This is a genomic window from Christiangramia sp. LLG6405-1 (assembly GCF_045055805.1).
Classification (GTDB): domain Bacteria; phylum Bacteroidota; class Bacteroidia; order Flavobacteriales; family Flavobacteriaceae; genus Christiangramia.
On sequence record NZ_CP159330.1, the window covers coordinates 3030415 to 3051758 of the forward strand.

Below are 21344 nucleotides of genomic sequence, written 5' to 3' on the forward strand. Positions count from 1 at the left end.
ATAACGTATAATAATAAAACGGACTCCACTCAATCTTATCTAAAATATTTAACCAATTAATTCAATTCTAACTTACTTATGAAATTTCTTAAAATTACTGTTCTATTATTACTTCTTACAAACATTGCTTGCGCCCAAGATTATCAGACAAAAGATGAATTAGGAAAACAGATTATCGGCTCTTGGCATCTAGAAAACAGCGTTGAAGACAAATTAACTTTTTTTAAAGACGGAACTTTAGAAAGATCTGATGAAAATGGATCAATATCATCCGACAAATATGAAATTACTAAAGACTGTGATGGAGAGAAGCTCTCCAACAAAGATTTCTTTTTAAAAATAATAGATCAAAATGGAATTTCCTCCTGTGCCTACATAGAAGGTATAAATTATGATGAAAATGGAATTTTCTCATTGATGACAAAAAATCAAGGTAAAATCCTAGTTTATAGAAAAGATCAAAAGTCCGTGAAATAAAACTTGCAACAACAACGGTTAATCGCCAATAGCCGGCAGCGTTAGAAAGAAAATAATTAACTTGACCAACGAACCAATACTAAACTGACAACTCCGCGTCCCTTACTCCTCCAACTGGCGATAACCGAGACCGTTGTAACCAATTTTCACAGTGAGATTTATTAAAAGAAAGAAACTGACTTCAGGTCAAAAGCAGGAAATATTCGAACTGTGGAATAATGAGTATCCACGGAATCTAAAATACAATGATATTGCGGAATTTAATGAATACTTAAGTAAGCTTGAAGATCAGAATCACATACTTCTAATTGATGATAATGGTAAAATTGAGGGTTGGTATTCTGACTTTATAAGAGATCAAGAAAGATGGTTCCTGGCAATTCTAAACTCTAAAATCCAAGGAAAAAAGTTCGGAACGCAAATATTAAATATGGCTAAAGAAGCCAATGAAGAATTAAAGGGATGGGTAATAAATTCAGACAATTATATAAAAACGAATGGACAACCTTATAAATCCCCAACTGACTTTTATAAAAAACAGGGATTTCAAATATTAGAAGAAACTAAACTAGAAACTAACCGATTAAGTGCTATTAAAATTAAGTGGTCCAAAACTGGTTACAACAACGGTTAATCGCCAATAAGCGGCACCGTTAATAAGGAATTATTTATCTTGACCAACAAACCATACTAAGCCGACAGATTCGCGTCCCCTATTCCGCCAACTGGCGATAACCGAGACCGTTGCCCACAATTATTATGAAGAAAATTTTACTCTTAATTTTAGTTTTAAATCTGACTCCTATGATTCTATTAGGTCAGAAAAAATCAAACATTCCACCAGGAACAATTCAATTAAATGATAGCATTTTTATGGATAAAGCTCCGATAACTAACATCATGTTTTTAGAATATTTGACTGCAAAACATTTTCTGAGAAAGAAAGGTTTTGACTCCTTCTCTGAATACTATAAAACTGTAGATATAAAACCGGATAGATTAACTGTATTATATCCTTCATTTTTAAAAAATTTAAATAAAGATGAAAGCTTTTTAACAGAGAAAAATTACTTTGAAAATAGTAAATATAAATATTCTCCAGTTCTTAGAATTTCAAAGCGACAAGCACAAGATTATTGCAAATGGAGAACAGAAATGGTGCAATATCATCGAGTTAATAAAAATAAGACTGCAATCCAAAATATTAAATATCGATTACCTACAAAAGAAGAATTGACAACGTCAAAAGAGTTTTTTTCTCAATTAAATAAATTCACTTTTTATACTGGTAAAAACCCAACTAAATTTCACACCGATAAAAATATAAATGGTTTTATATTATATCGGATTTCTGAATTTACAAGTACAGATAAATTATTTGGGGAGAATTGGAAAAATATAAATCCAATAGAGTTTCCAAATGATCTCACAGGATTTCGCTGTGCGTGTGAGTTAGAACCATAAATATAACATACAGTGTAGAGATAAAGTGCAGATTAGAATTCAAAAAAAAGCGACTTGGTTATATGAGAAAAAGCAAATAGAATCTACTAATCATATTTATTGATAAAAATAACTGTGGGCAACAACGATTCATCGCAAATAGCCGGCACCGTTAGTAAGAAAATAATTAAATTCACCAACAAACCAGGTCTAAGCCGACAATGCCGCGGTCCTTACTCCGCCAACTTGCGATAATCGAAACCGTTGTAGCAAATTTTTGATGAAAGTACATTACTTATCATTTTTAATAACTCTAACCTTATTCTCTTGCAATCATAAGAATAAAAAAAGCGTTTTAGAACAGGAAGTCTATTACTATCCAGACAAGGAAAAATTTGAAATGAAAACAAATCGTTCAAACATTTTTCTCGATAGTATTAATAACTATGGAGATTTACTAGAAAGAATCGATAAAGTTGCTTGCAATGATTCACTTCCAATTATTAACTATTCCACAAAAAAAGAAAGATTTGAACTATTGCCATGGTATGAATGTTCAGAATATGAAATTATTAGTTGTCCTACCTTCAGATCTCGGATATTTATTCAAAATGATTCAATCTTAACAAATTTTGATATTAAACATTCCATTGATAGTTTAAATATAATTTTAAGAAGGCATTTATTAAATAAGGGCAAGGACTTTAGTTATTCTGATTCACCGAGACAAGCAGGGTTAGAAGTTTATTTCGATAAATATACTAATGCAAAACAAGTAAAGAATTTATTGGTCGAAATTTCTAAAGAATTTAATGAGCTAAGTAAAATGACTCTAGATACTTTATACTTGAAAATATTATTTCGAGATAGACCATTAAAACTAATACCACAGATTCCGCCTCCACAACCAAATTAGAAAACAAAAACTTGCAACAACAACGATTCATCGCAAATAGCCGGCACCGTTAGAAAGAAAATAATTAAATTCACCAACAAACTAGGTCTAAGCCGACAATGCCGCGTCCCCTACTCCGCCAACTTGCGATAATCGAGACCGTTAGCAAGCATTAATTTACATGGTAAAATCAGAAAAACATATTTTAGAAATAGCTAATTGTCCAAATTTTAAAAATTGTGAAGGTACTCCTTGTGAGAAAATTGTAAAATCACAAAATTTAGAAACAAGGCAAATTCCTGAACCATATAATGGAAATATAAACAATTGTAAACTTTTATTTATCAGTTCTAATCCATCTATAAGTGAAAAGGAAATTTATCCAACTTCTGAATGGAACGAAGCGGATATAATTGATTTTTTTGAAAATAGATTTTCCAAAGAAAGTGAATACGTAAAGGATTTTATTTATCCAAAACACAATGATGGATATGCAATAAATGGAGTGAAGTTTTGGATTCATATTAGAAAAATGGCAAGTACATTATTGGGAACAAATAATGCTATTCCAGGAAAAGATTATTCGATTATGGAAATTGTGAGATGTAAATCAAGAAATGAAATTGGTGTTGACGAGGCAACTAAAACTTGTTCTGATAAATATTTAAATCAAACTTTGGCCATTTCAAATGCAAATATCATAATAGCTATCGGAGCAAAATCAAGAAATGAGCTTGAAAAGAAGCTAAAAATTAAACTCAATAAAGGTGAAATAATAAAGAAGAAAATTGGATCAAAAGAGAGATTAATTTTTACTATTCCTCATCCAGCTTCGCGTCAAATAAGAAAGCCAGAAAAAATTTTCACAAAAGAGGAACTTCAAAAGATAATTAACTACACAATTAACGCTAGCTAACAACGGTTAATCGCCAATAAGCGGCACCTTTAGTAAGAAATTAATTAACTTGATCAACCAAAAAATACTAAGCCGACAAATCCGCGTCCCTCACTCCGCCAACTGGCGATAACCGAGACCGTTGGCAGCAATTTTTGATCAAAATACAACTAAATGGGTATTGAAATTATAGCCGGATTACTGGCAGTTATTCTAGGTGGAATTTATCCGCTATTAAAAAAAATTATTGAAAAAACACTTCAAAAACCTCTGAAAAAAGGAGAACTAAATAAATTTCAAAAAACTTTAGCAGATATTTTTGAAATAGAAAAAGAAAAACCTAAATCCTATAAAATAAGATTAGAAGAAACTCTTTCCACTTTAAATAAAGCTTTTAAAGAAGTAGATAAGGCTACAGAAGAGTTTACCATTTTAATGAAAGAGAAAGAGCAGACAATCGATATTCTAGAACAAAAACTAAAAGAATTATCAAAAGAAGAAGCAGAAATCAAAGAAAGAGTTGATACGCTGCAGAAAATACCTTTAGAAGCCATTTCACATTTTGAACAAATAGTGAATAAAGGAGACAAAAGAAGCGCATTAAGAGACTATCTTTTATTTGTTTCAGGAATAATAGTCTCAGTAATCGTTACCATAATTTTAAAAGTTTACTTTAATTTTTAATAAGCAAAATAACTCTATGAATATCAGTCAATTAAATAAATATTCAAGAAAAGGTAAATTTCAATATAGAGCTAATCAAAATTTGAGAGAAGTTTGTACTGCACCACCAAACTATGCAGGAATATATCTGATATACGAGCAATTAGAGAAAGATGAAAAATTAATATATATTGGTTCAAGTGGTCAAAGAGATAAAAATGGGAATTTAAAGGTTCGTAAAGGAGGTTTATATGATAGAATCATTAATGGTTATCATCCAAATCGATTTGGCAAAGAAAAAAGAATAAAGAGAAATAAAGCTTTTCCTTTATATATGCAATCATCAGGAATTTCACAGATCAATATATACTGGTTTGTCACATACGATGATGAATATTCAGATTTTCCAACAGATGTAGAAAAAATTTTAACTGAGAATTACATCACAGAGTTTGGAAGAAAACCTGAATGGCATAAGTAATTCAAATTAATTACAACACAAAAAAAGCTGCCAACAACGCATATTCGCAATTGCGGCCACTCAGCTAAAAGAAAGTTTAATAGAAACCAGGAACTAAAAATCTAAATCGGACAAATCCGTATCTTCACTACCACAACTGACGAATATACGAGACCGTTACCTGCAATAGCTCAATTGAAAATATGGCATCAAAGAAAAAAATGAAATTAAGTTGATTATTATTAGTAGTAATTCTATTTACTTTACTAATCTTAAAATTGATTTTTAATTTCTAATACAATGAATATTAATAAAACTGGATTTATAATACTAAACTTATTATTATTTATCGCAATAATAGTTGGACAATATGAATGGATATCTCCAAAATCGGTAATTCACGTTTTTGTAATTCCTGCATTTATAATTTCAGCTTCATTGCAATATGGAACAAAAAACAAGAAAAATGAATAAAATAAGGTTACTTGGAATATTAATAATAATATCTTCAGCATATGTTCAATATTCTTCACAGGAAAATGAATATAGCTTTCTCTTAGGAGTAATTACGGCGATTGGAATAATATTATTAGTAGCAGGAAGGTTTAATATATTTAAAAAGAAAAGAGATTCTAATTAAGTCTAATACTCTGATTTACAAAGATTATAAAATTAATATTCATTGTTTCGCAAAAGCAGGTAACAACGGTTAATCGCCAATAAGCGGCACCGTTATTAAGTAAATAATCATCTTGACCAACAACAATATACTAAGCCGACAAATCCGAGTCCCTTACTCCGCCAACTGGCGATAACCGAGACCGTTAGCTCTAATTATTATAGAAAGCCCTGAGTTCAATAACTTAATGCAACGAATTTTGAAGAAATTTCATTTAATTTTAGAAAATTAGAAAAGCTTAATTACAACTACACAGTGCCAAATTTCTGACCTAATGAATAAAAAGAAAGTTGATAACGTAATAAATTTGAGTTCAAAAGATAGATATGGTTATCTAATAAGAAAAGTTGCCGATTTTGAAAAAATTTTCCTGATATGTGACTCTTATGGAAGTTTGGTTACTATAGGTGATAGTCTTTCGAAATGTATTCCAGTATGGCCAGAAAAAGAATTTGCTGAAATATTTCTAACCAATGAATGGAAAAATTATAAAGTCAAATCATTTTCTCTAGAGCAATTTCTTACTTGGATAGATAAGGCTACTTCAGAAAAATACGAAATTGCCGGCTTTCCGAATTTAGACTTAAATGCTATTGTTACTACAATGGATGAAATAAAAAATCATTTGATTTATGAAAGTAGTCAGTACGAATAATAACTAGAGCTAACAACGGCTCATCGCAAATAACGGGTATTGCCGAAAAATTGTAATTTTAGAGGCCAGGAAAGAAAAAACCTAAGCCGACAAATCCGCGTCTCTACTCCCGCAACTTGCGATAGCCGGGACCGTTGTAAATTATGGCTCAGAATGAAAAACGCACAAAATAACGGCCAATCTGAATTTAAAAACCAACCTCTCGCCACTGTTGCGCTGACTTTTTCAAGATTTTAGTTAAGATCAAAAGCTAGTCAAGCGTGAATTTTATGAGTAAAGTTTAATAGGATGAAAAGTGTGAAAAATTAGATGATCTTAAAACCTGTTCGCGGATTCTTACTCGAACTTAAAAAAAGTAAAAACAGATATATTCAGTTTGTTATTCTGACTTTTACTCAAGTATGAAAAATGGATAACTTGAATGTATTCAGATTGATAAATTAGACTTCCATTCAGACGTAAAAAATGACAAAATAGAATAAGTTTAAAAAATATAAAAACTGACTCTTACTCGAATGTAAAAAACAAAAAAAAGAAGTCAGAAAAGAACAAAAATGATTTAAAAGAATAAGAACAAAACAACATATTCCGAGGATCGCCACAATGTACAACATCGGTTAAGCGCAAATAGCGGGCATTCCATTAAAAAGTAATATTTTAGACACCAAGTAAAAAACAACTAAGCCGACAAGTACGAGTCCCTACTCCACGCTACTTGCCTTAACCAAGACCGTTGTGCGCAAGCTTTAAATTAGATTTAGAATGAATGGAATAATTGCTTATTGCGAAAATGAAAATTGTGGAGCAGCATTTTTAGTACCCAATTTAATTGGCGGAGCAGGACAAGCCCAAATTGAATTTCAAAATACTCGTGTAGGACCATGCCCCAATTGCGGATCTCAAGGTTTAGTTCCTGATGGTATTTACAAATACTTCGATCATGCTATCTCATTTGTAAAAGGCCCAAGAGCTTCATTAGAAAAATTATTGGCTCTAAAAGGTCTTCTAGAAAATTACGTAAACAATCCAACCACAAAAGAAGAAGTTGTAAAAGAAGTCGAGAAAATTTCTCCAGAATATGCAGAAACTATTCAAAAGACTCCGGAAACATTTGATTATAGCAAATGGATAAATACCATACTTGCAATTTTAACTGCTGCTATTTTAGTGCAACAAACTTACTTTAAAGGGAATGATGATCAAATTAAAGATAAGATTATAGAACAATTACTTAAACAAAATGAAAAACTAATTGACCAAAAAACTATAACTCCTGTTAATGCAATAAAGAAAAAAGTTGGTAGAAACGAACCATGTCCTTGTGGTAGCCAATTGAAATATAAAAAGTGTTGTTTAAATAAGAATTGATGAAAAAAGCCAGCGCACAACAGCGGTTCATCTCAAATTCCGGGTAATTAGGAAAAATTGTAATTTTAGAAACCAGGAAAGAAAACAGTTAATCCGACAAGTCCGCATCCCTACTCCCGCAACTTGCGATAACCGCAAACCGTTATATGGCATTTTTTAATGAGAGATTTTCCTTCAAATATTACAGAATTTAAAGAAAAACACAATCTACAATCTGAGATTGAAAAAGATCAATTTGATCAAATTGCAGAACAAAATTTAATTTTTCGAAATGATTTTGTTTTTATTTCATTTCTAGATGATATTAAAGCTATTGGTATTAATGAAGAGGATTTAAATATGAAAATTGAAAAAGTATTTCCGCGATCGACAAGAATACAGAAATGGAAAGAATTTCAAAATTGTAGTAATCTCATAATAGAAGATTTAAATCCATCAGGAACTAAAATATTATCATTTATCACTCTTATAATAATTACCTCTTCATTTTTTATCTATAAAATTTTAAGTAATCCAGATTTGAGTATTTTCACCCTTTTACATCCTGAGACTTTGACAATTGGATTCATTGGATTTTTTATGATATTTTGGTTTTTAGATTTTCTCCTTCAAAAAATAAAACCTCAGAAAGAGATACCAATTTTGTTTAAAAATGAACGATTTGAAGAAGTTCTAATTAAGATAATTCAAAATAATAGATATAGAGTTAAAAATGAATTTCAAGAATTATTTGGAGATAAATACAGAGAAATAGTAGTAAAAAACGCCACATAACAACGGTTATCACAAATAACGGGTTTTATCGAAAAAGTGTAATTTAGTATCCTAAGTAAGAAAATACTTAAACCGACAAGTCCGCATCCCTACTCCCGCAACTTGTGTTAACCGAGACCGTTAGGCAGCATAATTTTATCGTGCTCAGAACTTCTAATTTTTAATTTTTTACTTATCTTTGACGTTAGTAACGTAAAACAAAATTATTTGTGATAAAATCTTTTGCAGACAAAGAAGCTGACAAAATTTGGAATGGAACCCAATCAAGAAAGCTTCCTGCTAATATTCAGAACGTAGCTAGAAGAAAACTAAGAATGATAAATAATGCTCAAAATATAAATGACTTAAGAATTCCTCCAGCTAATCATTTGGAAAAGCTGAGTGGAAACTTAGAAGGTTTTCATAGCATTAGAATTAATAAACAGTGGAGAATAATGTTTAAATGGGAAAATGACAATGCTTTTGAGGTTCAAATTGTTGATTACCATTAAATTTAAAATATAGAAAAATGAAAAAACTTGAAAATATACATCCTGGAGAAATCTTAAAAGAAGAGTTTTTAGATCCAATGGAAATTACAGCATACCGACTTTCTAAAGAAACATTTATTCCACAGACAAGGATAAGTGAAATCATTAAAAAGAAAAGAAGAATAACTGCGGACACCGCTCTCCGACTTTCAAAATATTTTGGAACAACAGCTAAATTTTGGTTGGGGTTACAAGATGATTATGATTTAGAAGAGGAAAAATCTTTAAAAGAGAAAGAATTCAATAACATAAAACCGTTAGAAAATAACGCAGCCTAACATCGGTTCATCGCAAATAACGGGTTGAGTCCAAAAAAGTGTAATTTTAGAAAACCAGGAAAGAAATTAGTTAATCCGACAAGTCCGCATCCCTACTCCCGCAACTTGCGATAACCGTAACCGTTGGGCACAATATGAAAAAAATACTAACTATAATAATAATTGGAATTCTAACAATGGGATTATTTAGCTTTTTAAAAAAAGAAAAAAAGACTGAATCAAATAAAAATTTAGCAATATTGGGAATGGTTCTTTTAGAAGATCCGAATTCGTTTGACTTGAAACGAACAATTAATGAATTAAAAACAAAATGGAAACTCAAAGTAAATGAAAATGATGCTGATGCCGAAGCAGCTGTTTTAGTAGTAGAAGATTACAACGTTGCTATAGCAACGATTCCAGCTGCTATTCCTAATAAAGAAGTTGAAAAAAATGCAGAATACAATTATTTATGGGAAAATGGAGTTACGGAATCTTCTGAACATAAAGCACACATCGTTTTATCTCTTATGAACGCTGGAAAAAATCCAGTTCAAGAAAACTTATTATATAGTAAAATTGCTTCTGCAGTTATAAATAATAGCAAAGCAATCGGAATTTATATTGGAGGTAGAAGTTTAGTTCTAAAAAAGGATTTCTATCAAGCAAATGTGGAAATGATGAGCGAAGAAGACCTTCCTTTATATAATTGGATTTACTTTGGTTTAAGAAAAGAAAACGGAAAACAATCTATATATACATACGGACTTGCTGACTTTGGTAAAATGGAAATGGAAATTGTTGAGTCCGAAAACTCAATAGAAGAATTGGATGAAATGATGTTTAATTTAGCTCATTATGTGGTAGCTCATGATGTTATGCTAAAAGATGGCGAAACAATTGGTATTTCGGCTGAACAAAAACTAAAAATTTCCGTTTCAAAAGGAAAGTTTTTGGAGGGAAATACATTAAAAATTAAATACTAGAACATACTGTGCCCAACATCGGTTCATCGCAAATAACGGGTATTGTCGAAAAAGTGTAATTTTAGAAACCAGGAAATAAAATAGTTAAGCCGACAAGTCCGCGTCCCTACTCCCGCAACTTGCGATAACCGTAACCGTTGCCATACATTTTGAAGAAAATTTTACTCATATTAACAATTTTAATGATTTCATCTTGTAATAAAAAAACAAGTGAAATCCGCTATTATCCATATGAAGAATTTTCAATTGATAAAAGTGTTGAAGTTATTGGTTTAGATTCAACAAAATTAAATTTTAGAGAAATTACTAATAAATTAGAACATCATTATAACAATAATACTCATATGATTGTTCAATTTGATGATGGGAAAATCACTAAAAGAATTTTTCCACATGTGTATGGTAATGGATATTTTAGGATGAAAAATATACTTAAAATAAAATCCGACTCTATTCTAATTGACGATGGATATCCAATTTCGGAATTGAAGAAAATACTAAAAAGGCATTATACAAATAAGGGTGAAATCCCTTACTACTCTGATAATCCATATCAAGCTTCAGTAGAAATTACAATTGACACAAGTAAAACTGGAAAAGATTTAGAACATATATTAAAGAAAGTTACTCGGACTTTTGATGAAATCAAAACTGAAATTCCAGATACAATAAAATTGCATATTTTATTTAGTTATTTCAGACAAACTCCACCTCCGCCACCACCGCCGAAAAATGAATAGAAAATCAACAAACATTCAAAAAAACAAAACGTAAGGCAACAACGGTTATCAAAAATAACGGGTAGCATTTCAAAGAAAATAATTAAATTAACCAACAATTATAACCTAAGCCGACAAGTCCGAGTCCCTACTCCCGCAACTTGTGTTAACCGAGACCGTTGTGCTTCATTATTTAATAAGCGTAATTACATAAAAGTCATATATTTAGGAAAACTAATCTCTAATGATTAAATTTTTCAGAAAGTTCCGACAAAGACTACTAATTGAAAAAAAATTCAGTAGATATCTTATTTATGCTATTGGTGAAATTATACTTTTAGTTATTGGGATTTTAATTGCTTTACAAATAAACAACTACAACGAAAGACGAAAGGATAGAATTAAAGAACAAATTGTACTTAAAAATTTAAAAGAAGATTTTTCAGCTAATCAACAAATAATTGATAGAACCTTAGCTTTACACCAATATCATTTAAATGAACTACATCTTTATCTAAAGCATCTTGGCCCTAATGTGCCTGCTTTAACAGATTCGATCTATAAATTTGATGTCTCTGACTATGGAACTTTAAATTTAATCGACGGTACATTAAAAGCGGTTATCAATTCCAATCTACTTGGAATAATTCAAAATGAACTTCTAAAAAAGAAACTTTCAACTTATCCAAGTTCATATGCTTATTATAAGGAATTTGAAGATGTAAATCGAGATATTGTCATAAATAAGCACCGTGCATTAGGAGAACAATATACATCTATTCTAAGGCTAGATAAATCATTATTAGATATAGCGGAACCACATACATCAGATTTTCTTGGATGGGCTAGAGATCCACAACATCAAAACAATACAGTAAATAGAATTACCATTATAAGAAATAAACTGATTCCAGCACTTATTGAAGTGCAGAAAAAAAATTATGAAATATTAAAACTTTTAGAAAGAGAGATTGAGGATAAATAACGAAAGCACAACAACGGTTATCACAAATAACGGGTTTTATCGAAAAAGTGTAATTTAGTATACTAAGTAAGATAATTCTTAAACCGACAAGTCCGCGTCCCTACTCCCGCAACTTGTGTTAACCGAGACCGTTAGCTGCAAATTAAAAACAAAAAAATGCCAATATTTACAAAAGATAAATTTGCAACAATAGCCGAAAAAAGAGCTGTTTCTAGAGGAAAAAATTTATATTCAATTTTAAATGAAGCAAAATTAGAGCAAAAATCATCAACCAAAATCGGAGTGTTTTTATCCCACTCGCATAAAGATCAAAACTTGATAAAGGAAGCGATTGCTTTTTTTAAAGGAATAAATATTTCTGTTTACGTAGATTGGATGGATGAAGGGATGCCAGAGAAGACAAGTGGTGAGACGGCTTCAAAAATTAAATCCAAAATAATATTAAATGATAAATTTATTCTCTTAGCAACCAACGATGCTGTAATGTCTAAATGGTGTAATTGGGAGCTTGGAATTGGCGACACTTTCAATTTTTCAAAGGATAATCTTGCGATTTTACCTCTTGCAGAGAATAGCGGTACTTGGTATGGTAATGAATATTTACAGATATATCCAAGAATTGAATCTGTAACACAAAATGGAAATGAAATTTATGATAACATTTTTAGATTAAAATATCCAAATGGTACAGAAAAATGGTTACACGAATGGATTAAAGAATAATTAAATGGAAAATAAAAGAAAACATTTAGAATTTATTCAACTTGTAATTACTAGAATGAATGTTAATTCATTCTTTTTAAAAGGTTGGTCAGTAACTTTAGTTGCAGCTTTATTCGCATTTGCTGCTAAAGATTCTGATATAAATTATGTTATAATTACATATATATCTACACCAATATTTTGGTTACTTGACGCATACTATTTGAGCTTAGAAAGACAATACCGTGGCCTGTATAATTCTGTAAAAAATAAACATGAAGACAATATCGATTTCGATATGAATGCAAAGCCATTCGACAAAGGTAAGGACTCTTGGTTGTCTTCCATATTCTCGATAACTCTCTTATTTTTTTACGGTGGCTTAACAGCAATTACACTTATAATTATGTTAGTAATAAATTAAAATGGCAAAAAGAGTGTTTTTTAGTTTTCATTACGATGATGTTAAATCTTTCAGAGCCAATGTTGTAAGACAACATTGGCTAACTAAACCCAATCGAGAGATTGCTGGATTTTTCGATGCTTCTATTTGGGAGAAAGTCAAGAAAGAGGGTTTTATTGCTCTAAAAAGAATGATAAATAATGCTCTTAAAAACACAACAAACACTTGTGTGTTGATTGGAACAGAAACTCATATAAGACCTTGGGTAAGGTATGAGATTTTTAAATCATTTATTAAAGGAAATCATATAATTGGCGTTCATGTTAATGGTATAAAAGATAAATTAAAGCAAACAAAAAATTTAGGAAAAAATCCATTTGACTATTTAGGTTATAAATTTAATGACTTAGGCACACATATCACTTTATACGAAAAAACAGATAACAAATGGATAGAGTATTCCTCAGTTGAAAACAAATCAACTTTTAAATTAAAAAGAAGCATTGTAGCTAAAGGAGGAAAGTTTGTTAAATTCTCTGAAAAATATAAAATTTACAAATGGAATAAGGATAAAGGATATGATAAGTTTGGTGATTGGATAAATTAATCTGCAGCTAACATCGGTTAAGCGCAAATAGCGGGCAATTAGGTGATAAGTGCTATTTTAGACACCAAGTAAAAAACAACTAAGCCGACAAGTTTGCGTCCCTACTCCACGCTACTTGCCTTAACCAAGACCGTTATATGCTATTGCTCCGCACAATTTTAGCTACTAAGAACAATGATTCTTCTAATCCGACAAGTATGTGCATGTAAGCCTTCATCTGACAAATCCGAAGTAAGAACTTTTAGTAAATCGATACCTTACAAAATTCAGATCCGAAATGAGGTTTTACATTTATCGTTCAATAGAAATTTCATGGGAAAGAACGCTGACATTTAATTGAATATTTACGCTAAAGAAGTTTCAATTGAAACTGGAAAAAAATTAAAGTGCGGCAAACTGGAGTTTTCAACGGATCGCTAAAACAACGACGGACGCTCACTCTTGCGCAATGATTTTAGTTAAGATGATGATTAGAGATTTAAAATTTGGATGTTCCCGACAGCGGCAAATCTCCCGTTCTTACTCGGACGTATCGCAACAGCATATAACAACGAATATTCGCAATTGTGGCCATTTGAAATAAAATAGTATTTTTAGAATCCAACAAACAAAAACCTAAGCCGACAAATCCGAATACGTACAACCGCAACTGACGATTATTCGAGACCGTTAGCTGTAATATTCAAACAAGATCACAGAAATATGAAATTAACTTTAATATGTATTATCCTGACTTATGTTGTAAGCGGATTTTCTCAGGAAAAAGAAAGTTTCAAATTAAATTTATCCTATACCGGGTTCAAAAATTATAACATAGTGATAAATAATTATGATGAAAATGTAATGATGATTGTTAGTAAACCTCATGCTACTAATTTTTCAAAAGAAAGTGACGTTGTGGAAATCCGTAGATTGCTAGAAATTAGATCGGAAAAATCAATTAAAAAAACGTCCAAAATTATTGAAAATAATACAGAGTATAATAGAGATACATTAATAATTCCTAATGGAAATCCTGTAATAAACTACGTTAACGATCTGATCGATAATTGGAACAAAATAGAAAATAATTCAAAAGTTAATCCAGATAAAAGATTGATAATAGATGGCTATTCTTTAACATTATCTTTGATGAAAAATCAACATAATTCTGGAGATATTTACGCAAGATCTCCCACTAAAGAATCCCATCCAGAAATTTTTGAATTGATCTCAGAACTTGAAAAATATTATAAAAAAGAATCAAAAAAACCAGTTATAAACTAGAATACTACAGCTAACAAAGAACTAAGGTAAAATCCAAGCACTTTTAGCTAATTTCGACATATAGTTTTCCTGATAACAGGTTCCTGATTTAGCAATTGCAAATGCTTGCTTTAGTAGTTTATTACATACTGCTATCAATGCTAGCTTCTTGCTTTTCCCCTTCTCTACTATACGCTCATAGAGTTCCCTGCAAGCCTTATTGGTCCTACTGGCAGTGAAACTACACATGAATAATAAATTCCGAAGTTTTCGATTCCCTACTTTACTGATTCTACTTCTTCCTCTTACACTGGTTCCGGACTGTCTGATCGTTGGCGTTAGCCCACTATAACAACAAAGCTGCCTGGCATTCTCAAAACTGGTAAATCCATCTGTGAGTACAATCAACAGCATCGCGGTCTTCTTTCCCATTCCAGGTATACTGGTCAAGTTTTCCAATTGATCCTTCTGTGTTTCTCTAATTAAAAATTCCAGCTTGGTTTCAATCTGGGTCAGTTCTTTCTCTATTTGCTTTAGCATTCGATTTAAAGAACGACTCACTGCTTTTGATGGGGTGCCTAATGCTTTCTCTCCGTGTATTTTATTCTTAACCGCAGTTCGCTGCTTCATGTAAAGATCCTGAAGACTCAAGAGTTGCAAACATTCCGCCTGAATTGCGTTTCTAGCAGTGTACAATGGGACTTCGTTCGCCTGAGCATAATCACAGATCGCTTTAGCATCGCTCTTATCAGTCTTAACCTTGGAAAGCTTCATTTGAATAAAACGCTTTACTGAAAGTGGATTCACAACCGATACCTTTATTCCTTTCTCATAGAGGTGCTGAGCCAGCCGGTAATGATAGTAACCGGTCGCTTCCATAACAATCAAGCTATCCCTTTGAATAGCTTTCAAAAAGCTCTTAAATCCTTTTGAATCATTTGAGAACTGATCATGGCTGCCATTCTGATCAACTACATCAAAGAAAGATTTGCTAATGTCTACTCCGTAAAAATGTTTAATTTTATCCATAACAGTTTTTTTTGGAAAGAACAGCTACTTTGGTTTTCATCGACTTTAAAACGAGATCCAGGTCTCACAGAACTAAACGAAATTAAAGTAGTAAAGAGAGGGGATTATCATTGTTGACGGAATCTCAAGTTCCCACGGTTCATATAATCTTATTCCTCTCTTTGGTTCTTTCTGATTTATATCAAAATTTAGAGAAATTAAACTTAAGACGGTTAATCGCCAATAAGCGGCACCTTTAGTAAGAAATTAATTAACTTGATCAACAAACCAATACTAAGCCGAAAAATCCGCGTCCCCTACTCCGCCAACTGGCGATAACCGAAACCGTTAGTTGCAAGTTTTAAACAAAACTGAATTCAGTATTTATGCAAAGAAGAATTGAAGTAATTAACCCTTGTGATCAAGCCTGGCAATCAATGAGACGCCTTGGTGGAAATAAATTTTGTGATAAATGTCAAAAAGAAGTTATTGATTTCACTGGATACAGTAAGAATGAAATTTTTGAAAAAATTGAAAAAAATGGAGAGGTATGTGGAAAATTACATCCGTCCCATTTAGAAAACAAAATTGAGTCAAATCAATTAGGCACTCAATACTTCTCCAAATTTGCTTTTTTCATAGGTCTTAGTTCTATAATTGGTTTGAACGAGCCAGTAACTGCTAATTCAACTAAACCGACATTTGAGCAAACGGATAGAACGGAATGGAAAAGTGTATTACCTATTAAGAAGGTTAAAGATTCAATTACAGTTAGAGGGAAAGTTACTGATGCAGACGGCCAAGCAATACCTGGAACCAATGTCATTATCAAAGATTCAAGGATTGGAACACAAACTAACTTAGAGGGAGAATTCAATTTGAAAATTCCCGCTGAAAAACTAGGAGAAAAAAAATTTCCTCATTTTCTCTTTTGTCGGTTTTGAAATGAAAGAGATAAGGTTCTTTAGAAATAATAAGTTTTTCAACATACAATTGATCGAAGACAATACACCATTAGGTGGAATTACAATAGTTCAAAAGCGTAACGTTTTCGATAAGGTGGGATATTTTTTTCATAACTTATTTTCGAACCATAAAACCTGCAACTAACAACGGTTAATCGCCAATAACCGGCACCACTAGAAAGAAAATAATTAACTTGACCAACATAACAATACTAAGCCGACAAATCCGTGTCCCGCACTCCGCCAACTTGCGATAACCGTAACCGTTAGGCGTAATAATTCAACATGGCAATTACAACAATGTACATGAAAAATTATCAAGTATTAATATTACTTCTGTTCTGCTCAACTATTTCGAAAGGACAAGAACTACATACTTCACAAGACAGTATTAGAACATTTTTCGGAGAATTAATTCAAACAATGAAAGATGGGTATGTTTATAAGGATGAAGTTAATTGGAAAGATGTTGAAACTGAATTGAATGGGAACCTGAATGAATATTCAGATTTTAGTTCCTCTTTAAAAGAAATACCACTTCTATTTGATCTCACGAAAGCTGATCATTCTACTTTATATTATAAAGAATTACAAATTTCTGGTAATTTTAAAACTCCTTCAATCAATGACTTTAGTGAACAATGGGCGAAAAAATATAAAACTAATCCAGGTTTTGAAGTAAAACTTATCGGTAATAACTACGGTTATATTTTGATGCCTGGAATAACAGATGTAAATTCTCCAAAAAGTATCAGAAGATTAGCGCAACAAATGTATGATGAGATTAATAATTTAAAGTCTCAGAAAGATGTAAAAGGTTGGATAATTGATCTTCGTTTTAATACTGGTGGTAATTGTGAACCTATGCTATTAGCATTTTACGATTTTCTAGGAGATAATGATATCTGGGGTGTGCTTGGGAAAGATCGTCGGTTACAATCAATGATTTCATTAAACAATGGTAAGTATAACTATGACGGCAAGAATCAAGGAAGAATAAAACCAACTGGTGAACTATTAATTAACAGTAAAGTTGCAGTTATAACAAACAATGCTACTGGTAGTTCTGGAGAGATTGTAGCTCTGGCATTTAAACCAAGGTCAAACACTATTTTAATTGGAGAGCCGACAAATGGTAAAACTACCTCAAATGTCAAGGCCAACTTACCATTTGGAGCTTTTATGACTTTGAGTGTAGGTTTAGATTCTGACAGGAATGGTAGATATTATGAAAGAATAATACCCGATATTAATATTACGAAAGAAGATAATTTCGATAATTTACTATTAGACGGTAATATAAGTGAAGCAATAAAATTTATATCAGAACACGAATAACTACGCCTAACATCGGTTGATCGCCAATAAACGGTAGCGTTAGTAAGAAAATAATTAACTTGATCAACCAAAAAATACTAAGCCGACAAATCCGCGTCCCTCACTCCGCCAACTGGCGATAACCGAGACCGTTGTGTGTAATACCAAAGAAAATAATTAAATTAAAATGACACCTGTTTTAGAAGTCTTACTAAAAAACATCAAAATACTTATTGAATCTGCAGATTTAGGTTCTTCAATAAATCATGAAGGTTTAAAAGGTAAAGTCAAGGAAGAGCACCTAAGTGAGTTTTTTTTAAAATATCTACCTCGTAAATGGAACATAGGAAATGGAAAAATTGCTGATGGCAATGGAAGTTTATCTGCTGAAACAGATTTAATTATTTATAATGAAGATTCTCTTCCGAAAGCTATGCTAAGTTCCAATGTTGGGGTTTTTCCAATTGAAAGTTGCAGATATGCTTTTGAAATAAAATCTACTATAAATTCAAAAGAGATAAAAAGCACTATTAGAAAATTTAATTTGCTAAAGAAATTTGATTCTAAAGGTCAAAAACGACCGATTCGAGTTCTTTTCGCATATTCTTCTGATTTGAAGAAAGAGAATGAAATAGAACGACTAAAAAAATATGACTCTGAATTTCATACTAATCCAGCAATTGATGTTTTATTAGTTATTGGTAAAGGTTATTGGAGTCATACGAAAAGGAATTATGAATTCGTAGAATCAGGACAATTAGCAACATCTTCATTTTATTATGAGTCTATTTCACGACAAAATAATTTCGAGATTGCTCTGTTATTATCTGCAATGTTAAATACTTTAAGCCCTGAATTACCACATTTTTCTAATTATTTAAATGAATTCAAGGATTATAACGCATTAACTGTTGCGCAAGAAGTTATCACTAATGTAGAAGAAAATCTTAAAAAAAAATCTAGTAAGGACAAAGAAAAATTAATTGTTCGCTATCAAATTTTCGAATACAAAAATAAATACTATTGGCTTAAGAGGCCTAAGAAAATTGATTTAATATTTGATGGAAAAAATCAAAAATTCACTGAACCTGTAATTGAGATTGATATTATTAATGATGGAGAACGAAATATATATCGAAAATATTGAGGTTCTAACATCTAAGCAATTAGTATTCTTCTTTCCAATATCCAATCTATATGGCTTTGTGGAATTCCCACTATGCATAAAACCCAACGAGGTTTACAAAGTTGGAAGTAAATTTATTTGCTTTCCTAAAAGGACTGATGGAAAAGCTGGAGGAAATCTATATATGGAAAAAGGAGGAACTTATTTTTGGGAGCATCATTATAAGTTTACAAACACAATGCTAGATATATTTGGAGTAATAAGAATAAAAACAAGTTCGAATCAAACATTTTTCTCTGATGAAATCAATTTTTCACAATTAATAAAAAATGAGAAATATAGCCATCTTGATTTTATGTTAGAAAATGTTGGGCCAATTACGGATGAAATAACCGGTAATCAAGGTATGAAAATTAGAAAAGGTGCACTTCGTTACATATATCAAAATGAAGTAAGAATATTAAAAGGAAAGCGATAAGGTACTACACACAACAAAGAACTAAGGTAAAATCCAAGCACTTTTAAGCTAATTTCGACATATAGTTTTCCTGATAACAGGTTCCTGATTTAGCAATTGCAAATGCTTGCTTTAGTAGTTTATTACATACTGCTATCAATGCTAGCTTCTTGCTTTTCCCCTTCTCTACTATACGCTCATAGAGTTCCCTGCAAGCCTTATTGGTCCTACTGGCAGTGAAACTACACATGAATAATAAATTCCGAAGTTTTCGATTCCCTACTTTACTGATTCTACTTCTTCCTCTTACACTGGTTCCGGACTGTCTGATCGTTGGCGTTAGCCCACTATAACAACAAAGCTGCCTGGCATTCTCAAAACTGGTAAATCCATCTGTGAGTACAATCAACAGCATCGCGGTCTTCTTTCCCATTCCAGGTATACTGGTCAAGTTTTCCAATTGATCCTTCTGTGTTTCTCTAATTAAAAATTCCAGCTTGGTTTCAATCTGGGTCAGTTCTTTCTCTATTTGCTTTAGCATTCGATTTAAAGAACGACTCACTGCTTTTGATGGGGTGCCTAATGCTTTCTCTCCGTGTATTTTATTCTTAACCGCAGTTCGCTGCTTCATGTAAAGATCCTGAAGACTCAAGAGTTGCAAACATTCCGCCTGAATTGCGTTTCTAGCAGTGTACAATGGGACTTCGTTCGCCTGAGCATAATCACAGATCGCTTTAGCATCGCTCTTATCAGTCTTAACCTTGGAAAGCTTCATTTGAATAAAACGCTTTACTGAAAGTGGATTCACAACCGATACCTTTATTCCTTTCTCATAGAGGTGCTGAGCCAGCCGGTAATGATAGTAACCGGTCGCTTCCATAACAATCAAGCTATCCCTTTGAATAGCTTTCAAAAAGCTCTTAAATCCTTTTGAATCATTTGAGAACTGATCATGGCTGCCATTCTGATCAACTACATCAAAGAAAGATTTGCTAATGTCTACTCCGTAAAAATGTTTAATTTTATCCATAACAGTTTTTTTTGGAAAGAACAGCTACTTTGGTTTTCATCGACTTTAAAACGAGATCCAGGTCTCACAGAACTAAACGAAATTAAAGTAGTAAAGAGAGGGGATTATCATTGTTGACGGAATCTCAAGTTCCCACGGTTCATATAATCTTATTCCTCTCTTTGGTTCTTTCTGATTTATATCAAAATTTAGAGAAATTAAACTTAAGACGGTTAATCGCCAATAAGCGGCACCGTTAGAAAGAAAATAATCAACTTGACCAACAAACCAATACTAAGCCGACAAAACCGCGTACCCTACTCCGCCAACTGGCGATAACCGAGACCGTTAGCTCCAATATTTTATCAAGAAAAAAGTTCCCGTTTTGGTAATTATAATTATCTTTGTATTAAAATAATTTAATGTGAGAATTATTGCAAAACGAACCTTACGTGATTTTTGGACAAAACACGCTGATAGTGAACAACAATTAAAAGCCTGGTACAGAGAAACAGAAAAAACGGAATGGGAAAATATTAATGATCTAAAGAAAGATTATCCCAGCGCAAGTATTTTACAAGACAATAGAATTGTATTCAACATTAAAGGAAACAATTATAGATTGATTGTAAAATTCAGTTTCGAATATCAAATCTGTTGGATAAGATTTATTGGAACACACGCAGAATATGATAAAATAGACGCAAATACTATTTAAG

At 31.7% G+C, this 21344-nt stretch carries 27 protein-coding genes; 25 read left to right on the plus strand and 2 right to left on the minus strand.

The features are described 5' to 3' along the window. The first annotated feature begins 78 nt into the window (after nt 1-78). From ABVM50_RS14010 to ABVM50_RS14105, 20 genes are all read left to right on the plus strand, one after another. The gene (locus ABVM50_RS14010) at nt 79-477 is read left to right on the plus strand and encodes a hypothetical protein (RefSeq protein ID WP_405199135.1); all 399 of its coding nucleotides are present in this window, start codon (nt 79-81) and stop codon (nt 475-477) included. Between the two features lie 151 nt (nt 478-628). After that, nucleotides 629-1111, plus strand: a complete 483-nt coding sequence (locus tag ABVM50_RS14015; RefSeq protein ID WP_405199136.1) for a GNAT family N-acetyltransferase — start codon at nt 629-631, stop codon at nt 1109-1111. A gap of 125 nt (nt 1112-1236) precedes the next feature. Continuing rightward, complete coding sequence (locus ABVM50_RS14020) at nt 1237-1941, plus strand: SUMF1/EgtB/PvdO family nonheme iron enzyme (protein WP_405199137.1); 705 nt, start codon at nt 1237-1239, stop codon at nt 1939-1941. Nucleotides 1942-2200: 259 nt separating this feature from the next. Beyond that, nucleotides 2201-2836 carry a hypothetical protein gene (locus ABVM50_RS14025; RefSeq protein ID WP_405199138.1) on the plus strand — a complete coding sequence of 212 codons (636 nt, stop codon included), beginning with the start codon at nt 2201-2203 and terminating at the stop codon, nt 2834-2836. 160 nt (nt 2837-2996) lie between these two features. After that, entirely contained in the window at nt 2997-3731 is a 735-nt protein-coding gene (locus tag ABVM50_RS14030) for a uracil-DNA glycosylase family protein (protein WP_405199139.1), read from the plus strand. A 153-nt stretch (nt 3732-3884) separates the two neighbouring features. Continuing rightward, complete coding sequence (locus ABVM50_RS14035) at nt 3885-4394, plus strand: hypothetical protein (protein ID WP_405199140.1); 510 nt, start codon at nt 3885-3887, stop codon at nt 4392-4394. 16 nt (nt 4395-4410) lie between these two features. After that, complete coding sequence (locus ABVM50_RS14040; protein WP_405199141.1) at nt 4411-4854, plus strand: hypothetical protein; 444 nt, start codon at nt 4411-4413, stop codon at nt 4852-4854. Between the two features lie 445 nt (nt 4855-5299). Then, nucleotides 5300-5473 carry a hypothetical protein gene (locus ABVM50_RS14045; RefSeq protein WP_405199142.1) on the plus strand — a complete coding sequence of 58 codons (174 nt, stop codon included), beginning with the start codon at nt 5300-5302 and terminating at the stop codon, nt 5471-5473. Between the two features lie 313 nt (nt 5474-5786). After that, nucleotides 5787-6167 (plus strand): DUF2750 domain-containing protein, encoded by a 381-nt coding sequence (locus ABVM50_RS14050; RefSeq protein ID WP_405199143.1) that lies wholly within the window; start codon nt 5787-5789, stop codon nt 6165-6167. A gap of 762 nt (nt 6168-6929) precedes the next feature. After that, complete coding sequence (locus tag ABVM50_RS14055; RefSeq protein WP_405199144.1) at nt 6930-7535, plus strand: SEC-C metal-binding domain-containing protein; 606 nt, start codon at nt 6930-6932, stop codon at nt 7533-7535. Between the two features lie 159 nt (nt 7536-7694). After that, nucleotides 7695-8309, plus strand: coding sequence for a hypothetical protein (locus tag ABVM50_RS14060; RefSeq protein ID WP_405199145.1), 615 nt, complete (start codon nt 7695-7697; stop codon nt 8307-8309). A 209-nt stretch (nt 8310-8518) separates the two neighbouring features. Further along, entirely contained in the window at nt 8519-8800 is a 282-nt protein-coding gene (locus tag ABVM50_RS14065) for a type II toxin-antitoxin system RelE/ParE family toxin (protein ID WP_405199146.1), read from the plus strand. A 17-nt stretch (nt 8801-8817) separates the two neighbouring features. Beyond that, on the plus strand, nt 8818-9117 hold the full coding sequence (locus ABVM50_RS14070; RefSeq protein WP_011709863.1) for a HigA family addiction module antitoxin: 300 nt from the start codon (nt 8818-8820) through the stop codon (nt 9115-9117). Nucleotides 9118-9251: 134 nt separating this feature from the next. Continuing rightward, on the plus strand, nt 9252-10082 hold the full coding sequence (locus tag ABVM50_RS14075; protein WP_405199147.1) for a DUF4261 domain-containing protein: 831 nt from the start codon (nt 9252-9254) through the stop codon (nt 10080-10082). Between the two features lie 149 nt (nt 10083-10231). After that, nucleotides 10232-10822, plus strand: a complete 591-nt coding sequence (locus tag ABVM50_RS14080; RefSeq protein ID WP_405199148.1) for a hypothetical protein — start codon at nt 10232-10234, stop codon at nt 10820-10822. Nucleotides 10823-11045: 223 nt separating this feature from the next. Then, the gene (locus ABVM50_RS14085; RefSeq protein ID WP_405199149.1) at nt 11046-11786 is read left to right on the plus strand and encodes a DUF6090 family protein; all 741 of its coding nucleotides are present in this window, start codon (nt 11046-11048) and stop codon (nt 11784-11786) included. Nucleotides 11787-11942: 156 nt separating this feature from the next. Next, complete coding sequence (locus tag ABVM50_RS14090; protein ID WP_405199150.1) at nt 11943-12509, plus strand: TIR domain-containing protein; 567 nt, start codon at nt 11943-11945, stop codon at nt 12507-12509. A gap of 4 nt (nt 12510-12513) precedes the next feature. Next, nucleotides 12514-12912, plus strand: a complete 399-nt coding sequence (locus tag ABVM50_RS14095; RefSeq protein ID WP_405199151.1) for a hypothetical protein — start codon at nt 12514-12516, stop codon at nt 12910-12912. Nucleotide 12913: 1 nt separating this feature from the next. Further along, nucleotides 12914-13498, plus strand: a complete 585-nt coding sequence (locus tag ABVM50_RS14100; protein WP_405199152.1) for a TIR domain-containing protein — start codon at nt 12914-12916, stop codon at nt 13496-13498. Between the two features lie 702 nt (nt 13499-14200). Then, the gene (locus ABVM50_RS14105; protein WP_405199153.1) at nt 14201-14764 is read left to right on the plus strand and encodes a hypothetical protein; all 564 of its coding nucleotides are present in this window, start codon (nt 14201-14203) and stop codon (nt 14762-14764) included. 21 nt (nt 14765-14785) lie between these two features. On the opposite strand, the gene ABVM50_RS14110 is transcribed toward ABVM50_RS14105, so the two are convergent. Next, entirely contained in the window at nt 14786-15772 is a 987-nt protein-coding gene (locus ABVM50_RS14110) for an IS110 family transposase (RefSeq protein ID WP_405199154.1), read from the minus strand. Nucleotides 15773-16137: 365 nt separating this feature from the next. Here ABVM50_RS14110 and ABVM50_RS14115 point away from each other — a divergent pair, with 365 nt between their 5' ends. From ABVM50_RS14115 to ABVM50_RS14130, 4 genes are all read left to right on the plus strand, one after another. Next, nucleotides 16138-16695, plus strand: coding sequence for a carboxypeptidase-like regulatory domain-containing protein (locus ABVM50_RS14115; protein ID WP_405199155.1), 558 nt, complete (start codon nt 16138-16140; stop codon nt 16693-16695). A 306-nt stretch (nt 16696-17001) separates the two neighbouring features. Continuing rightward, the gene (locus tag ABVM50_RS14120) at nt 17002-18054 is read left to right on the plus strand and encodes a S41 family peptidase (RefSeq protein WP_405199156.1); all 1053 of its coding nucleotides are present in this window, start codon (nt 17002-17004) and stop codon (nt 18052-18054) included. 166 nt (nt 18055-18220) lie between these two features. After that, nucleotides 18221-19180 carry a DUF6602 domain-containing protein gene (locus ABVM50_RS14125; RefSeq protein ID WP_405199062.1) on the plus strand — a complete coding sequence of 320 codons (960 nt, stop codon included), beginning with the start codon at nt 18221-18223 and terminating at the stop codon, nt 19178-19180. Next, complete coding sequence (locus ABVM50_RS14130; RefSeq protein WP_405199063.1) at nt 19146-19637, plus strand: hypothetical protein; 492 nt, start codon at nt 19146-19148, stop codon at nt 19635-19637. The genes ABVM50_RS14125 and ABVM50_RS14130 overlap by 35 nt, the downstream gene beginning before the upstream one ends. A gap of 43 nt (nt 19638-19680) precedes the next feature. Here ABVM50_RS14130 and ABVM50_RS14135 read toward each other — a convergent pair whose 3' ends face one another. Then, nucleotides 19681-20646, minus strand: coding sequence for an IS110 family transposase (locus tag ABVM50_RS14135; RefSeq protein ID WP_405199157.1), 966 nt, complete (start codon nt 20644-20646; stop codon nt 19681-19683). Between the two features lie 403 nt (nt 20647-21049). Here ABVM50_RS14135 and ABVM50_RS14140 point away from each other — a divergent pair, with 403 nt between their 5' ends. After that, the gene (locus ABVM50_RS14140) at nt 21050-21343 is read left to right on the plus strand and encodes a type II toxin-antitoxin system HigB family toxin (protein ID WP_405199158.1); all 294 of its coding nucleotides are present in this window, start codon (nt 21050-21052) and stop codon (nt 21341-21343) included. Nucleotide 21344 lies beyond the last annotated feature (1 nt).

Bases quoted from the DNA above. Each gene is read 5' to 3' on its own strand.
- ABVM50_RS14010 (WP_405199135.1), top strand. From the start codon at position 79: ATGAAATTTCTTAAAATTACTGTTCTATTATTACTTCTTACAAACATT.
- ABVM50_RS14020 (WP_405199137.1), top strand. From the start codon at position 1,237: ATGAAGAAAATTTTACTCTTAATTTTAGTTTTAAATCTGACTCCTATG.
- ABVM50_RS14025 (WP_405199138.1), top strand. From the start codon at position 2,201: ATGAAAGTACATTACTTATCATTTTTAATAACTCTAACCTTATTCTCT.
- ABVM50_RS14030 (WP_405199139.1), top strand. From the start codon at position 2,997: ATGGTAAAATCAGAAAAACATATTTTAGAAATAGCTAATTGTCCAAAT.
- ABVM50_RS14035 (WP_405199140.1), top strand. From the start codon at position 3,885: ATGGGTATTGAAATTATAGCCGGATTACTGGCAGTTATTCTAGGTGGA.
- ABVM50_RS14040 (WP_405199141.1), top strand. From the start codon at position 4,411: ATGAATATCAGTCAATTAAATAAATATTCAAGAAAAGGTAAATTTCAA.
- ABVM50_RS14045 (WP_405199142.1), top strand. From the start codon at position 5,300: ATGAATAAAATAAGGTTACTTGGAATATTAATAATAATATCTTCAGCA.
- ABVM50_RS14050 (WP_405199143.1), top strand. From the start codon at position 5,787: ATGAATAAAAAGAAAGTTGATAACGTAATAAATTTGAGTTCAAAAGAT.
- ABVM50_RS14055 (WP_405199144.1), top strand. From the start codon at position 6,930: ATGAATGGAATAATTGCTTATTGCGAAAATGAAAATTGTGGAGCAGCA.
- ABVM50_RS14060 (WP_405199145.1), top strand. From the start codon at position 7,695: ATGAGAGATTTTCCTTCAAATATTACAGAATTTAAAGAAAAACACAAT.
- ABVM50_RS14070 (WP_011709863.1), top strand. From the start codon at position 8,818: ATGAAAAAACTTGAAAATATACATCCTGGAGAAATCTTAAAAGAAGAG.
- ABVM50_RS14075 (WP_405199147.1), top strand. From the start codon at position 9,252: ATGAAAAAAATACTAACTATAATAATAATTGGAATTCTAACAATGGGA.
- ABVM50_RS14085 (WP_405199149.1), top strand. From the start codon at position 11,046: ATGATTAAATTTTTCAGAAAGTTCCGACAAAGACTACTAATTGAAAAA.
- ABVM50_RS14090 (WP_405199150.1), top strand. From the start codon at position 11,943: ATGCCAATATTTACAAAAGATAAATTTGCAACAATAGCCGAAAAAAGA.
- ABVM50_RS14095 (WP_405199151.1), top strand. From the start codon at position 12,514: ATGGAAAATAAAAGAAAACATTTAGAATTTATTCAACTTGTAATTACT.
- ABVM50_RS14100 (WP_405199152.1), top strand. From the start codon at position 12,914: ATGGCAAAAAGAGTGTTTTTTAGTTTTCATTACGATGATGTTAAATCT.
- ABVM50_RS14105 (WP_405199153.1), top strand. From the start codon at position 14,201: ATGAAATTAACTTTAATATGTATTATCCTGACTTATGTTGTAAGCGGA.
- ABVM50_RS14110 (WP_405199154.1), bottom strand. From the start codon at position 15,772: ATGGATAAAATTAAACATTTTTACGGAGTAGACATTAGCAAATCTTTC.
- ABVM50_RS14115 (WP_405199155.1), top strand. From the start codon at position 16,138: ATGCAAAGAAGAATTGAAGTAATTAACCCTTGTGATCAAGCCTGGCAA.
- ABVM50_RS14120 (WP_405199156.1), top strand. From the start codon at position 17,002: ATGGCAATTACAACAATGTACATGAAAAATTATCAAGTATTAATATTA.
- ABVM50_RS14125 (WP_405199062.1), top strand. From the start codon at position 18,221: ATGACACCTGTTTTAGAAGTCTTACTAAAAAACATCAAAATACTTATT.
- ABVM50_RS14130 (WP_405199063.1), top strand. From the start codon at position 19,146: ATGATGGAGAACGAAATATATATCGAAAATATTGAGGTTCTAACATCT.
- ABVM50_RS14135 (WP_405199157.1), bottom strand. From the start codon at position 20,646: ATGGATAAAATTAAACATTTTTACGGAGTAGACATTAGCAAATCTTTC.